The organism is Enhydrobacter aerosaccus (assembly GCF_900167455.1).
Taxonomy (GTDB): Bacteria; Pseudomonadota; Alphaproteobacteria; order Reyranellales; family Reyranellaceae; genus Reyranella; species Reyranella aerosaccus.
In genome coordinates, this window is sequence record NZ_FUWJ01000011.1 from 92097 (window position 1) to 105106 (window position 13010).

Sequence of the window (13010 nt, forward strand, 5' to 3'; positions counted from 1 at the left end):
CGCACCGAGTGACAAAGGACGGTTGTCCGGCCGGGGTGTTTGAATCGCCTTGCGAGACCCTCCCGGCCGGTCTAAACCCACCCCACTTCAGCGGCCTTTTCAGGCTCGCGACGAAAAGCTGTTTTTCCTGTAATTACAGAGACTTGGCGCAATGCTGTCGAGAGTGATCGGGCTTTTTTCGGCGGATATGGGGATCGACCTCGGGACAGCCAACACGCTGGTCTATGTGAAGGGCCGGGGCATCGTGCTGAACGAGCCCTCGGTTGTCGCGCTGACCACGCACAGCGGCAAGCGTCAGGTCCTCGCCGTGGGCGAGGAGGCGAAGATGATGCTGGGCCGCACGCCGGGCAACATCCAGGCGATCCGGCCGCTGCGCGATGGTGTGATCGCCGACTTCGAAGTCGCCGAGGCGATGATCAAGCACTTCATCAGCAAGGTGCATAATCGCCGGTCGTTCGCCCATCCGCAGATCGTGGTGTGCGTGCCTTCCGGCTCGACCGCGGTGGAGCGTCGCGCCATCCAGGAATCGGCCGAAAGCGCCGGCGCGCGCAAGGTGTGGCTGATCGAGGAGCCCATGGCGGCGGCGATCGGGGCCGGCCTGCCGGTCACCGAGCCGACCGGTTCGATGGTGGTCGATATCGGCGGCGGCACGACCGAAGTGGCGGTCCTGTCCCTCGGCGGCATCGTCTATCCGCGCTCGGTGCGCGTGGGCGGCGACAAGATGGACGAGGCGATCATCGCCTACATCCGGCGCAATCATAATCTCCTGGTTGGCGAGAGTTCGGCCGAGCGCATCAAGAAGACCATCGCCTCGGCCTGCGCGCCCGACGACGGCGAAGGGCGGACCATGGAAATCAAGGGCCGCGACCTGATGAACGGCGTGCCGAAGGAACTGGTGATCACCGAGCGGCAGATCGCCGAAAGCCTTCAGGAGCCGGTCAGCCAGATCGTCGAGGCGGTCAAGGTCGCCCTCGAGAACACAGCGCCCGAACTTGCGGCCGACATCGTGGACAAGGGCATCGTCCTCACGGGCGGCGGCGCCATGCTGGCTAACATGGATATGGTCCTGCGCCAGGCCACCGGCCTGCCGGTCTCGGTGGCGGAGGATCCGCTGCTGTGCGTGGCGCTGGGAACCGGCCATGCGGTGGAGAATATCGATCGTTTGCGCGGCGTCTTGTCATCCATGTACTAAGACTCCGCGCGCCACCGTCCGCTTGGAGTAGAATGACCCGGGCATGGCGATCCGCGACGATTTCGAGGTAGCGACCCAGCAGCTGCGGACATTCCTGCAGCGCTTTGCGCTCGTCCTCCTGGTGATCGCCGCCTTCGTGGCCATGCTGATCGGGAAGGCCGACACCGTGCTGGTCGAGAATGCGCGCGTGCTGGCGCTCGATCTTGCGACCCCGGCGCTCGAGGCGATCGCGCAGCCCGTCGCGGTGGCCAATCGTGCCATTGCCGATCTCCGCGAGTTTGCCTCGTTGCGTGAGGAAAATGCGCGGCTGCGCGGAGAAAACAGCCGTCTGCTGGCCTGGCAGACCGCGGCGAGACGCCTCGAGAACGAGAACAACCGCCTGCGCGAGCTGGCCAGCTTCCGCGAAGGTCCGGAGGCCTCGTTCATTACCGCCCGTGTCGTCGGCGACAGTGTCAGCGCCTATGTCCGTGGCGCCTTGTTGAACGTCGGACGCCGTGCCGGGGTCACGCCGGGCCAGGCCGTTCTCACCGGCGAGGGCCTTGCGGGCCGCATCGCCGAGGTCGGGGAGAACAGCGCCCGCGTCCTGTTCGTCACCGACGTGAACTCGCGGCTGCCGGTCCAGGTGGAGCGCACGCGTGAGCGGGCGATCCTGGCCGGCAACAATTCGCCCCTGCTGCGGCTGACGCTGCTGCAGAGCGTTGCCGGCATCCAGCCCGGTGACCGCATCGTCACCTCCGGCAGCGGCGGCAGCTTCCCGGTCGGGATTCCGGTGGGAGAAGTGGTCCAGGGCGGCAATGAAGGGACTATCCGTGTGCGGCCGTTCGCGGATTTCTCGCGATTGGAGTTCGTGCGCGTGGTCGATTACGGCGTCACCGGCCTGGTCAATACTGGTCCAGCGCCGGCGACGACCGGCTCGGCGGGCCCGGCAACGACCGGGCCGACAACAGCCGGCCCGACAACAAGCCCGGCAACGACACCGCAAAAGGCCCGCTGATGCGCGCGGACGGGTTCATCGCTCGGCTCGACGATCTGGGACGGCTGGTCCTGCCGGGCCTGATTCTGCTGTTTTTCGTCATCCTGACCCTGGCGCCCCTGCGCGTTCCTTATCTCTCTGACACGCTGCCGCTGCTGCCGGCCCTGGTGGTGTTCCAGTTCAGCCTGGCGACGCCGGAGCGCCTGCCTGGCCCGTTCCTGCTGGCGATGGGCGTATTGCTCGATCTGCTGCTGGGCGGCCCCGGGGCGCCGGTCGGCATCAGCGCTCTCGGTTTCGTGTTGATCCGCGCCGCCGTGGTCGCCAATCGCCGCTACCTGGTCGGCGTGCCCTTCCTGTTCCAGTGGATCGGTTTTTGCCTGCTCGAATGGCTCTTCATGGTCCTGGTCTGGGGCTTCACCGCGCTCTGGACATGGACCGCCATCGATCCGGTGCCTGCGATGATGCAATATGCCGTGGTGATCGTGATCTATCCCTTGCTGGCGCCCATCCTGGCTCGGGTGCGGCCCCGCGATCCGCTGAACGTCCCGGAGCCCGCCCGAGGCACGGCGCGGCCAGGGGAGACATCGGCATGATCCGGTTTCGCAAGGGCGATGGCGAGCGCGCCAGCCTGTTCACGCGGCGCTCGCTCCTGCTGGCCGGCGGACAGCTGACTCTGATGTCGGCGCTGGCCGGTCGGCTCTACCAGCTCCAGGTGCTGGACAGCGAGCGGTTCTCCACCATGGCCGAGGAGAACCGCGTCAATGTCCGGCTCCTGCCGCCCTCGCGCGGGCTGATCTTCGACCGTACCGGCGAACCGCTGGCCATCAACCGCAACAACTTCCGCGCCATGGTGACCTCCGATCGGGGACGCGGCGCCGAGATGGTGATCGACCGGCTCGACCAGATCCTGAATCTCGGCGAGGCGGAGAAGGGACGCCTGCTGCGGGAGCTGCGCCGCAGCCGCAATTTCCAGCCCTCGGTCGTCCGGGAAAACCTGGGGTGGGAAGAGGTGGCGCGTCTGGAATTCAATGCGCCGGACCTGCCGGGCGTCTTTATCGATATCGGCCAGACTCGGGATTATCCCGAGGGCGAGTTGATGAGCCACATCGTCGGCTATACCGGCCGCGTCTCCGACGAGGATCTGGCCGGCCGGGACGATCCGGTGCTGCAGCTCGCCACCATGCGTTTCGGCAAGAAGGGCGTCGAACGCTCGCTGGAGGACGACCTGCGCGGACGCGCCGGCGCCGTTCAGGTCGAAGTCAATGCCGTCGGGCGCGTCGTGCGCGAGCTCGACCGCACCGACGGCCAGGCGGGTGACAATGTCCTGCTGACCGTGGATCTGGAATTGCAACGTTTCGCTGCCGAGCGGCTGCGGGCGGCGCAGGTCAATGCGGAGCACAAGAGCGGCTCGGTCGTGGTGATCGACATCGTCACCGGCGACATCCTCGCGATGGTGTCGGATCCGGGGTTCGATCCCAATGTCTTCGCCCGAGGCATCACGCAGGCCGAGTGGCGCGAGATGCTCGACAATCCTGAGCGACCGCTCAACAACAAGGCGATCAGCGGCGTCTATCCACCCGGCTCGACCTACAAGATGGTCACGGCGCTGGCGGCCCTGGAGTCGAAGGCGATCGAGCCCGGCACCATCCTGCCCTGCAACGGCTATGTCGAGCTTGGCGACATCAAGTTCCACTGCTGGCTGAAGGGCGGTCACGGCGGGCTCAACGTCGTGGGCGGTCTCTACAATTCCTGCGACTGCTTCTTCTACGAGGCGGCGCGGCGGACCGGCGTGGACAAGATCGCCGAAATGGCCAATCGGCTGGGGTTCGGCCAGATCAGTTCGCTCGGATTGCCGGGCGAATCGGCTGGCAACCAGCCGACCCGCAGCTGGAAGCAGGACAAGTACAACATCCCCTGGCAGCAGGGCGATACCTTCAATCTTGGCATCGGCCAGGGTTACATGACCGCGACGCCGTTGCAGCTTGCCGTCATGACGGCGCGGGTGGCCAATGGCGGCTACGACGTGCAGCCCAATCTGCTGCTGGCCAAGGCGGCGCCGCGAGAGGAGCTCGCACCGCCGGTGCCGACGCAGAAGCCGGCCGCCCCGTCGATGCGGCTCAACCCCCAACATGTCGCGCTCGTGCGTGAGGGCATGAACCTGGTGGTGAATTCGCCGTCCGGTACTGCGCAGCAGCTCCGCTACGACTCCACCGGCAAGATGCTCGATCCGCAGTTCCGCTTTGCCGGCAAGACCGGTACGGCACAGGTGAAGCGCATCAGTGAACGCGAGCGCGCCATGGGCGTGACGGAAGCGCAGCTTCCCTGGCATCTGCGCTCCCATGCCTTGTTCGTCTGTTTCGGTCCGGTCGACAATCCGCGCTATGCCTGCGCCGTGATCGTCGAGCACGGCATGGCCGGCGGCGCCACGGCCGGCCCGATCGGGCGCGACGTGCTGGTGGAAACCATGAAGCGCGACCCGTCGCGCCGCACCGGTACCTTCCGCAAGACGGCCTCGCTATGACCGTGACCTCGCTGTCGTTGGGAGCGCCGCCGGCCGTCGGGCTGGGCGAGAAGATCTGGCGCGTGAACTGGGGCCTGATCCTGGTGCTGACGGCGATCGCCGGCGTCGGCGTGCTGGCCCTTTACTCGGCGGCCGGTGGCCGTTTCGAACCATGGGCCGCCAAGCATGCCATCCGCTACGGCGCGTCGCTGGTCCTGCTGCTGATGGTGGCCTTCGTTCACCCGAAGGTATGGCTGTCGCTGGCCTGGCCGCTTTACGTTTTCTCGCTGCTGCTCCTGATCGCCGTCGACGTCGCCGGCAAGATCGGCATGGGGGCGCAGCGATGGCTGGTGATCGGCCCGCTGCAGGTCCAGCCGTCGGAGATCGCCAAGGTGGCCGTGATCCTCGTTCTGGCGCGCTATTATCATGGCCTGACGCGCGAGCAGGCCGGCAAGTTCCTCTACACGCTGGCTCCCCTGGTGGTGATCATGGCGCCGGTGGCGCTGGTGATGGTGCAGCCCGACCTGGGAACGGCCCTCATGGTCATGCTGGGCGGCGCGGCGCTCCTGTTCGTGGCCGGTGTGCGGCTCTGGATGTTCCTGGCGGCGGCAATAGGGGCCGTCGGCTGCCTGCCGATCGCCTGGACCTTCATGCACGAATATCAGCGCAAGCGCGTGCTGACCTTCCTCGATCCGGACCGCGATCCGCTGGGGGCAGGTTACCATATCACCCAGTCGAAGATTGCCATCGGCTCGGGCGGCCTGTTCGGCAAGGGGTTCCTCAAGGGCACGCAGTCCGCGCTCAATTTCCTGCCCGAGAAGCAGACCGACTTCATCTTCACGACCTTCGTCGAGGAATGGGGCATGGTCGGCGCCTGCGTCCTGCTCGCTCTCTTCACTCTGGTGCTGGTGTGGGGCTTTTCGATCGCTCTGCGCAGCCAGCATCATTTCGGCCGCCTGATCGCTCTGGGCGTGACGGCCATGATGTTCCTGTACGTGTTCATCAATACGGCGATGGTCATGGGGCTGTTGCCGGTGGTGGGTGTGCCCCTACCGTTGGTCAGCAATGGCGGCACCGCCATGGTCTCGGTGATGTTCGCCTGCGGCCTGATGATCGGCGTCAACGTCTATCGGGATGCCCAGCTGCCGCTCGCGCGGTGAAATGTGGCGACATTTGTCCCGAAATTCTCTTGCGCGAGGCTATCGACAAGGGGGAATGGCCTTGGTATAGCCCCCGCCTCTTACGGCAATGCCCCGTTCACGCGTGAGGGCGCATAGCTCAGTTGGTAGAGCAGCTGACTCTTAATCAGCGGGTCCCAGGTTCGAGCCCTGGTGCGCCCACCATTGCCGGAAGAACGAAAGCCCCGCCATTGCGGGGCTTTGTCGTTTCTGCAGTGCCCAGATCGCACCGCTGCGACAATCTGGAACGATCGGCGGTGCCTTTCCCGATCAGGTCCGGCGGGCTGGGCAGAGGGAGAGGACGAACAGCAGAGCCAGGGCCGGTAGCAGGAACCAGTTAACGGCAGCGCCCGGGGCGGTGCCGACTGTCGTCACCGGTTTGAGGTGGCCGGCGAGCCCCCGCAGGACGGGCTCCATCGCGAACACGAGCAGCGTGAGCGGCACCAGCCCGCGCCAGCGCAGCAGCAGCACCCACAGCAGGAGCGCGAGCAGAAGCTGGATCGCGCCCCATTGACCGAACATCCCCACGATGTCCGAGCCGCCGGCGACGGATATGTCGATGGTGGCGATCGAGTGGGCGCCGCCGTCGGGGGCGAACAGATGGATGCAGCTGCGCACCGTGATGACGCAAAGCCACGCCATGGCCGCCGCTGTCGCGAGGCGCGGCCCATCGTAGCGCGCCGGCTCGGCCGGCAACACCATCGCCAGCTGGGGTCGCCAGGAGGTTGGCAGGATGCTCGTCGTGGAAGCCATATGGACGGAGACGACTGCCTACGGCGGCGTCATGTCCGACTTCTGCCAATCCTTGTCGGGATTGAAGACGGTGATCGCACCGGCACGCTGGGCCGTCTCAGGACCCAGGTCGCGCTCGTAGACCACACCGGCGTCGCTGACGATGAAGGTGGATACGCCGGTTTCGCCATAGCGGACCGGCCAGGCGATCACCGCGAAGCCGCCGATCATCCGTCCATTGACGATGTAGTCGCGGGCACCGCCGGGCGCCGCCGGCCCCTGGCTGTACAGCAGCCGATAGTGATAGCCGAAATAGCCGTTGGCGCCGTCCTGGTCGCCGGGCTGCGCTTTCGCCACCAGCGGACCCAGCGGGCTTTCGGGTTCGCCCGGCTTGGTCTCCCAATAGAGGCCGTCCTTCTTGCCGGGAGAACTCAGCAGCCGGCGCGCGTAGGTGCCGACACCGGTGCGCATGGGGTCGTCCGACGCATACTCACGCTCGGCATCGACGACACCGAGCAGGGTCTGGATGGTCGTCAACTCGTTGCGGCCAATATAGCGCGCCGTGATCTCCCGGAGGCCGGCGGTGGCGTCAAAGCGCCAGCCATTGCCATCCTTGACGATCGGGATCGGCAACGTGAAGCCGGTCTTGCCGACGACGACCGACGCCTTGCTGTCGCCCTGCATCTCAATCTTGTGGGCCTCGTCCCAGGAAGCGAGGAACTTGTCGCGCTGCGCATCCTCGTGCTGCTGCGTGCCGGGAACGAAATCGCGCCAGCTGCTGCCGAGAATGTCGGCCACCGCCTTGTCGTCGTTCTTGCGGATCGCCGTGGTCAGGGCGTCGGCGGCCTGCTGCGGAGAGGGGAAGGTCTGCTGGCGCGGCGCCGTGGCCTTGGTGACGGCGGGCGCCGGTGTCTGCGCCATCGCTCCGGCTGCGAATGTCCCCGCCGAGCCCAGCACCAGGCCGAGGACGAGACCAGCTTCCCGGAGGAACCGAGCCCTCATCGCCGTTCTCCTCTTCCAAAGCCACCACCACCGCCGCCGCGGAATTCCGGATGCGATTGCGCGCGATCGAGCTGGAACTGGCCGCGCTGGGCTTCGCGATTGACCTGCTGTCCGCGATCGACGCCGCTGAAGGCGGAGGGCCTGTCGGCGCCGCTGCGATTCTGCCACTGCTCCCGCTGTTGGCCCGCATTCGGGCGCGCGCCGCCCGGTTGGCCCGCCGGTCCGCGATTGGCCACCTGCGGCCGGTTGGCGCCGGCATTGCCATCGAGCCGTCCGCGGAACTGCTGTTGCTGCTCGGGGCTGAGGCGCGGTGCTTGTCCATATTTCGCGCGGGTCGCGGCATTGGGGTAGGCGACACCCAGCCGATGTGCCGGATCGTGCTGCCACTGACCGTTCGGGTTGATGTTCGCCGTGTTGAAGTGATTGTCGATGTTGACGGCGCGGTTGACGTTCACATTCACGTAGGAATTGCCGTACCCACCCCAATGCCAGCCGCCGAACATGGCGCCGGCCGCCGCGAATCCCACGCCCCACAGGAAGCCGCTCGCCAGAGCGCCGACAGCCGGCGGAAAGTACGACGGCGGATAGGCGGGATAGGGCCACGGGCCGTAGGCCCAAGAGGGATTGTAGGAAGGCACATAGATGACCTCCGGATTGGCCGGGGCGATCACGTACTGCACGTTGCTGCCGGATCCCTGCGTGGTGACCGTCTGCTGCGGCGTGCTCTTGAGATTGCCGGCCGCGGCGGCCTTGGCCCGCAGGCGCTGGATCGAATCGGCGACGGCCTGCTGTTGCTCGAGCATCGCGTTGCCAATCTTCTGCGTCCAGTCGAGCTGATCGTTCATCTGCTTCAGGACGCTGGGAAAGGCGACAAGCGACTTGACGCTCACATCCCAGCTCTTGTCCTTGACGGCGTTGACCGCGGCATCGCCCGTAAGGTTGGGGTTGGCCTGTGACCAGCGCGCCGCCTCGACAACCTCGAGCGGATAAGTGGCGGCCATCAGGACCTGCGACAGCAACGCATCCGGATAAAGCGCGATCGGCGCCAGCATCTGGTCGAGCTGCTCCGCCGAATATCCTGTGTTGGTCTGGGACCCTGTGGTGGTCTGGGACCAGGCGGCGGGTACGGCGGTCATGGACAGCATTGCTGCCGGAAGAAGGAGTAGCGTTCGCCGCTGCATGTCTGATCTCTAGTCTGGGACGACCTGGCCCATGCACTCTAGCGAGCCGGCACCGATCCCGTCCAGCATCACACTAACTGCATCCCGGTCGGTGGCGAGATCAGAGTTGGGTCTTCGCCTGCAGCCTCTGGAAGTACAGCAGGTCGAGTTCGGGCGCCGACTTGCCCAGTGCCGTCAGGATGGCATGCGCTTGTCCGCGATGATGGGTCTGGTGGTTGAACCAGTGATTGAGCGCCGGCTGCAGCGGCTGCACGAATTCCTCCGGCGTCGAGACGCGACGATAGCGGATGACACCGGCCAGCCGTTCCTCATCGAGGCCGTCGACATAGGCGATGATCCTGTCGTCCTCCGCCTGCCGCGCCGCGCGCAGATCCTCCAAACGGTCGTGTAGGATGGCGTCCAATCGCTGCGGGGCATCGCCTTCGCCGGTGAATCGCTGCATCCAGATGCGGTCGGTTGCCAGCAGGTGATTGAGAGTGCCATGCATCGACTTGAAGAAGGCGCCCTTGTCGGCGCGATACTCGGCCTCCGAAAGCTGTGATGCGGCATCATAGAGTCGTCGGTTGGCCCAGGCGTTGTAGGCGGCGAATTCCGCGTAATGCGCTTTCATGAACCCATTGTGCTACCGGCGCTGGCCACTGCGAAGATTGATTGATCCGGTCAAGGCACTTTCCGGAAGGTTCATTCGTTGCTGGGAAGTGCTGCTAGAGTGGACCGAGGAGACGGCATATGAGCAAGCGAATCGGCATCCTGACGAGCGGCGGCGATTGCGCGGGCCTCAATGCCACGATTCGCGCCGTGGCGCTGCGGGCGCATCACGGCCATGGCTGGCAGACCGTCGGCATCCATCGCGGCACGCTGGGGCTCCTATCGCGGCCAGTGGCCGCCGAGCCGCTCGATCCGGGGCGATTGGATGCGGCGTTGGCGCGGCAAGGTGGGACCTTTCTCGGCAGCACCAATCGCGGCAATCCGTTTGCCTTTCCGATGGAGGATGGCAGCCTGGCGGACCGCTCGGCGGAGATGGTGGAGGGCCTGCGCGGCCTGCAGCTCGATGGCCTGATCGGCGTCGGCGGGGACGGCAGCCTGGCGATCCTGCGCCGCCTGCTGGAGCCGATCGACCTTCCCTTCATCGGCGTGCCCAAGACGATCGACAACGACGTGCATCGCACGGAGCGCGCCGTCGGCTATACGACGGCCGTCGCGATCGCCACGGAGGCGGTGGATCGGCTTCATCCCACGGGCGCCAGTCACGATCGCATCATGGTGCTGGAAGTGATGGGACGTGATGCCGGTCATATCGCCATGGCCGCGGCGATCGCGGGCGGAGCCGATGTCGTGCTGATCCCCGAGGTTCCATGGCGCCTGTCGAGCGTCGTCGATCATATCGCCAAGCTGCGGCGTACCGCGCGCACCTCCGCTCTCGTCGTCGTCGCGGAAGCAGCCGGACACGCCGAGGTAGGCACAAGGGTACCGGAGAAATCAGCCGATCAAAGCATCGGCGAGCGGCTTGCCCATCGGCTCACGGTCGCGACGGGTGCCGAATCGCGCGCCACCGTGCTCGGCCACGTCCAGCGCGGCGCCATGCCGACAGCGGAGGATCGTCTGCTCGCGTCGGCGCTCGGCGTGCATGCGGTCGATCTGCTGGCGGAGGGCAAGGCGGATCGCATGGTCGGCTGGTGGAACCGGACGGTCATCGACGTTCCGCTCGACAAGGTCGTCGGCCGCTCGCGCACGCTCGATGTCGACGGGACGATGATCCGGACGGCGCGGGCGCTGGGAATCTGCCTGGGCGACGCCTAGCGGCGCACCAGGTCGGTTCGGGCGATCCAGAACACCTCGCCCTCGCTCTGCTCGGTATCGAGCCAGACAAACGGAAGGTCCGGGAACGCGCGTTCCAGCGGCTTGCGTCCGCGCCCGATCTCGCACACCAGCGAACCGTTGCGCGTCAGATGCTTTGGCGCCTCGGCCAGAATGCGGCGAACCAGATCGAGGCCGTCGTCGCCCGCCGCTAGGGCCTGGCGGGGCTCGTGCCGGTATTCCGGCGGCAGCGCGCCCATGCCTTCGGCATCGACATAGGGTGGGTTGCTGATGATCAGGTCGTAGTGTTGCCGTGCCAGTGGCGCGAACAGATCGCCGCGATGGAGGGTGATGCGGTCGCCGAGACGGTGGGCTGCCACGTTGCGGCGTGCCAGCGCCAACGCCCCCGCCGACAGATCCACGGCGTCGATCCGTGCGTGCGGGAAGGCGAGCGCCGCCAGGATGGCGAGGCACCCCGACCCGGTGCAGAGATCGAGCACCCGCTTGATGCGTCGCGGCTCGCCGACCGGCAGCGCACCAGTGACCAACAGGTCGCCGATGAAGGAGCGGGGGATGAGCGCGCGGCGATCGATGTGGAAGCGGATGCCGTGCATATAGGCTGCGCCCAGCAGATAGGGGGCCGGCATGCGCAGGCTGATCCGGGCGTCGATCAGGGTCAGAAGCCGCGCTTTCTCCGCGGCCGTCGGGCGCAGCTCGAGCCATGGGTCGATATTGTGGATGGGCAGTCGCAGCGCCTCCAGCATCAGGAAGGCCGCTTCGTCGACGGCATTGGTGGTGCCATGTCCGTAGGCGAGGCGGGCGGCGCGGAAGCGGCGCACCGCAAGACGGAAGAAGTCACCCAGGGTGACGAGAGAAGATTTGGAAGCGCGTGTCATGCCGGCCTAGATTAGCGGACATGAATCGCCGCGCCTTCCTTTTTGCGAGTGTTGCGACTTCGATCGGCGGCGCCGCGGTACGGGCGGAGCCCGGCCGGATCGAGATGATCTATGTCGGCGGCTGGGATTGCCCCTATTGCACGACGTGGAAGAACAAGTACAAGGCCGACTGGCTGGCGTCGCCGGAGTTCAAGCGCGTGACCTGGGTCGAAGTCGATCCGCCCCGGTTGCGCGATGCCTATCAGGCTCGCTACTGGCCCGGTGATCTCGCCGAGGTATTGAACCAGGTTCCGCGCAAGAGCGGCACGCCGCGTTTCCTAATCGTGCAGGACGGCCGCATCGTTTCCAATGAGTTCGGCGTGAGCAAGTGGCTGGTCACGCTCGAACATCTGCACAAGCTGCTGGGGTAAAGCATGGCCGGAGCGCTCGACGGGCTCGTCGTTCTCGATTTGACGACTCATCTTTCCGGGCCGTTCTGCGGCATGCAGCTCGGCGATCTCGGCGCCGACGTCATCAAGATCGAAAGCCCCCAGGGCGATTCGATGCGCGGGGCACCGCCCTTCGTCGAGGGCGAGTCGGCTCCGTTCATGCTGTGGAACCGCAACAAGCGCGGCGTGCGGCTCGATCTCAAGAACGCAGCCGATCTCGAGACCTTCTGGAAGCTGGTCGACGGCGCCGATGTGATGCTGGAAAACTTCCGGCCCGGCGTGATCGACAAGCTCGGTATCGGCTGGAAAGCGCTCCACGCCCGCAATCCGCGCCTGGTCCTGGCGTCGATCTCGGGGTTCGGCCAGACAGGGCCCTATGCCAAGCGCGGCGGCTTCGACCTGGTGATCCAGGCCATGTCCGGGCTGATGTCCGTCACCGGCCCCAAGGATGGGCCGCCCTATCGCATTCCCCTGGCGATCTCGGATGTCGGGGCGGGACTCTATCTCACCATCGGCGTGCTGGCGGCCCTGCAGGCGCGGCAGAAGACCGGGCAGGGGCAATGGGTCGAAACCTCCTTATTGGAGGCGACGGTATCGCTCGGCGTCTACGAAGCGGCGAACTACTTTGCCACTGGTGTGCGGCCGGAAAAGCTCGGCCAGGGTCATCGCGGCTCGTCGCCATACCAGGTGTTCCAGACGGCCGATGGCTGGCTGACCATCGGCGCGGCGCAGCAGAACTTCTTCTGCAAGCTGTGCGAAATGATCGGCAAGCCGGACCTTGCCGACGATCCGCGCTTCAAGACCAACGCGCTACGTGTGAAGCACAACGACGAGATCGTCGCGATCCTGCAGGCCGAGATCGTCAAGCGCTCGACCGCCGACTGGATGACGACACTGGAAGCCGCCGGCATTCCGGCGGGGCCGGTGCTTCATCATGACGAGGTATTCGCAGATCCGCAGATCCTGGCCCGCGGGATGGTTGCCGAAGTCCAGCACGCCAAGGCCGGCCGGCAGAAGACCCTCGGCGTGCCGATCAAGATGTCCGCGAACGAGACGGGCGTCCGTCGGGCCGCGCCGATTCTCGGCCAGCACGATGCCGAGCTGAAGAAGCCGAAGAAGAAGGCCCGCTAG

13 protein-coding genes and 1 tRNA gene are annotated in these 13010 nt (G+C 66.1%); 9 read left to right on the top strand and 5 right to left on the bottom strand.

Annotation, left to right across the window (positions count from 1 at the left end; genetic code table 11):
- Positions 1–151 precede the first annotated feature (151 nt).
- The 6 genes from B5D62_RS26795 (at position 152) to B5D62_RS26820 (ending at position 6008) form a co-directional block, all read left to right on the top strand.
- Positions 152–1192 carry a rod shape-determining protein gene (locus tag B5D62_RS26795; protein WP_085937127.1) on the top strand — a complete coding sequence of 347 codons (1041 nt, stop codon included), beginning with the start codon at positions 152–154 and terminating at the stop codon, positions 1190–1192.
- 43 nt (positions 1193–1235) lie between these two features.
- Positions 1236–2186 carry a rod shape-determining protein MreC gene (gene mreC, locus B5D62_RS26800; protein ID WP_085937128.1) on the top strand — a complete coding sequence of 317 codons (951 nt, stop codon included), beginning with the start codon at positions 1236–1238 and terminating at the stop codon, positions 2184–2186.
- On the top strand, positions 2186–2758 hold the full coding sequence (locus B5D62_RS26805) for a hypothetical protein (protein WP_085937129.1): 573 nt from the start codon (positions 2186–2188) through the stop codon (positions 2756–2758). Before mreC ends, B5D62_RS26805 begins: the two co-directional genes overlap by 1 nt.
- Positions 2755–4686 carry a penicillin-binding protein 2 gene (mrdA, locus tag B5D62_RS26810; RefSeq protein ID WP_085937130.1) on the top strand — a complete coding sequence of 644 codons (1932 nt, stop codon included), beginning with the start codon at positions 2755–2757 and terminating at the stop codon, positions 4684–4686. The genes B5D62_RS26805 and mrdA overlap by 4 nt, the downstream gene beginning before the upstream one ends.
- Positions 4683–5825, top strand: coding sequence for a rod shape-determining protein RodA (gene rodA, locus B5D62_RS26815; protein WP_085937131.1), 1143 nt, complete (start codon positions 4683–4685; stop codon positions 5823–5825). Before mrdA ends, rodA begins: the two co-directional genes overlap by 4 nt.
- Before the next feature lie 107 nt (positions 5826–5932).
- Positions 5933–6008 (top strand) — tRNA-Lys (locus B5D62_RS26820).
- Between the two features lie 105 nt (positions 6009–6113).
- On the opposite strand, the gene B5D62_RS26825 is transcribed toward B5D62_RS26820, so the two are convergent.
- From B5D62_RS26825 to B5D62_RS26840, 4 genes are all read right to left on the bottom strand, one after another.
- Positions 6114–6596 carry a hypothetical protein gene (locus tag B5D62_RS26825; protein WP_085937132.1) on the bottom strand — a complete coding sequence of 161 codons (483 nt, stop codon included), beginning with the start codon at positions 6594–6596 and terminating at the stop codon, positions 6114–6116.
- Between the two features lie 18 nt (positions 6597–6614).
- Complete coding sequence (locus B5D62_RS26830; protein ID WP_218191328.1) at positions 6615–7577, bottom strand: DUF2950 domain-containing protein; 963 nt, start codon at positions 7575–7577, stop codon at positions 6615–6617.
- Positions 7574–8713, bottom strand: coding sequence for a DUF3300 domain-containing protein (locus tag B5D62_RS26835; RefSeq protein ID WP_218191330.1), 1140 nt, complete (start codon positions 8711–8713; stop codon positions 7574–7576). Before B5D62_RS26835 ends, B5D62_RS26830 begins: the two co-directional genes overlap by 4 nt.
- Positions 8714–8858: 145 nt before the next feature.
- A complete protein-coding gene (locus tag B5D62_RS26840; RefSeq protein ID WP_085937134.1) occupies positions 8859–9368 on the bottom strand; it encodes a DinB family protein in 510 nt (169 codons plus the stop codon).
- Between the two features lie 119 nt (positions 9369–9487).
- On the opposite strand from B5D62_RS26840, the gene B5D62_RS26845 reads away from it, so the two are divergent.
- Positions 9488–10558 carry an ATP-dependent 6-phosphofructokinase gene (locus tag B5D62_RS26845; protein WP_085937135.1) on the top strand — a complete coding sequence of 357 codons (1071 nt, stop codon included), beginning with the start codon at positions 9488–9490 and terminating at the stop codon, positions 10556–10558.
- Here the strand turns inward: B5D62_RS26845 and prmB are convergent.
- Positions 10555–11451, bottom strand: a complete 897-nt coding sequence (prmB, locus tag B5D62_RS26850; protein WP_085937136.1) for a 50S ribosomal protein L3 N(5)-glutamine methyltransferase — start codon at positions 11449–11451, stop codon at positions 10555–10557. The genes B5D62_RS26845 and prmB overlap by 4 nt on opposite strands.
- A 20-nt stretch (positions 11452–11471) precedes the next feature.
- Between prmB and B5D62_RS26855 the strand changes: the two genes are divergently transcribed.
- Both B5D62_RS26855 and B5D62_RS26860 read left to right on the top strand, forming a co-directional pair.
- Positions 11472–11861, top strand: coding sequence for a hypothetical protein (locus B5D62_RS26855; protein WP_085937137.1), 390 nt, complete (start codon positions 11472–11474; stop codon positions 11859–11861).
- A 3-nt stretch (positions 11862–11864) separates the two neighbouring features.
- The gene (locus B5D62_RS26860; protein ID WP_085937138.1) at positions 11865–13010 is read left to right on the top strand and encodes a CaiB/BaiF CoA transferase family protein; all 1146 of its coding nucleotides are present in this window, start codon (positions 11865–11867) and stop codon (positions 13008–13010) included.

Coding starts and splice junctions, on each gene's coding strand:
- B5D62_RS26795 (WP_085937127.1), top strand. CDS start 152: ATGCTGTCGAGAGTGATCGGGCTTTTTTCGGCGGATATGGGGATCGAC.
- mreC (WP_085937128.1), top strand. CDS start 1,236: ATGGCGATCCGCGACGATTTCGAGGTAGCGACCCAGCAGCTGCGGACA.
- B5D62_RS26805 (WP_085937129.1), top strand. CDS start 2,186: ATGCGCGCGGACGGGTTCATCGCTCGGCTCGACGATCTGGGACGGCTG.
- mrdA (WP_085937130.1), top strand. CDS start 2,755: ATGATCCGGTTTCGCAAGGGCGATGGCGAGCGCGCCAGCCTGTTCACG.
- rodA (WP_085937131.1), top strand. CDS start 4,683: ATGACCGTGACCTCGCTGTCGTTGGGAGCGCCGCCGGCCGTCGGGCTG.
- B5D62_RS26825 (WP_085937132.1), bottom strand. CDS start 6,596: ATGGCTTCCACGACGAGCATCCTGCCAACCTCCTGGCGACCCCAGCTG.
- B5D62_RS26830 (WP_218191328.1), bottom strand. CDS start 7,577: ATGAGGGCTCGGTTCCTCCGGGAAGCTGGTCTCGTCCTCGGCCTGGTG.
- B5D62_RS26835 (WP_218191330.1), bottom strand. CDS start 8,713: ATGACCGCCGTACCCGCCGCCTGGTCCCAGACCACCACAGGGTCCCAG.
- B5D62_RS26840 (WP_085937134.1), bottom strand. CDS start 9,368: ATGAAAGCGCATTACGCGGAATTCGCCGCCTACAACGCCTGGGCCAAC.
- B5D62_RS26845 (WP_085937135.1), top strand. CDS start 9,488: ATGAGCAAGCGAATCGGCATCCTGACGAGCGGCGGCGATTGCGCGGGC.
- prmB (WP_085937136.1), bottom strand. CDS start 11,451: ATGACACGCGCTTCCAAATCTTCTCTCGTCACCCTGGGTGACTTCTTC.
- B5D62_RS26855 (WP_085937137.1), top strand. CDS start 11,472: ATGAATCGCCGCGCCTTCCTTTTTGCGAGTGTTGCGACTTCGATCGGC.
- B5D62_RS26860 (WP_085937138.1), top strand. CDS start 11,865: ATGGCCGGAGCGCTCGACGGGCTCGTCGTTCTCGATTTGACGACTCAT.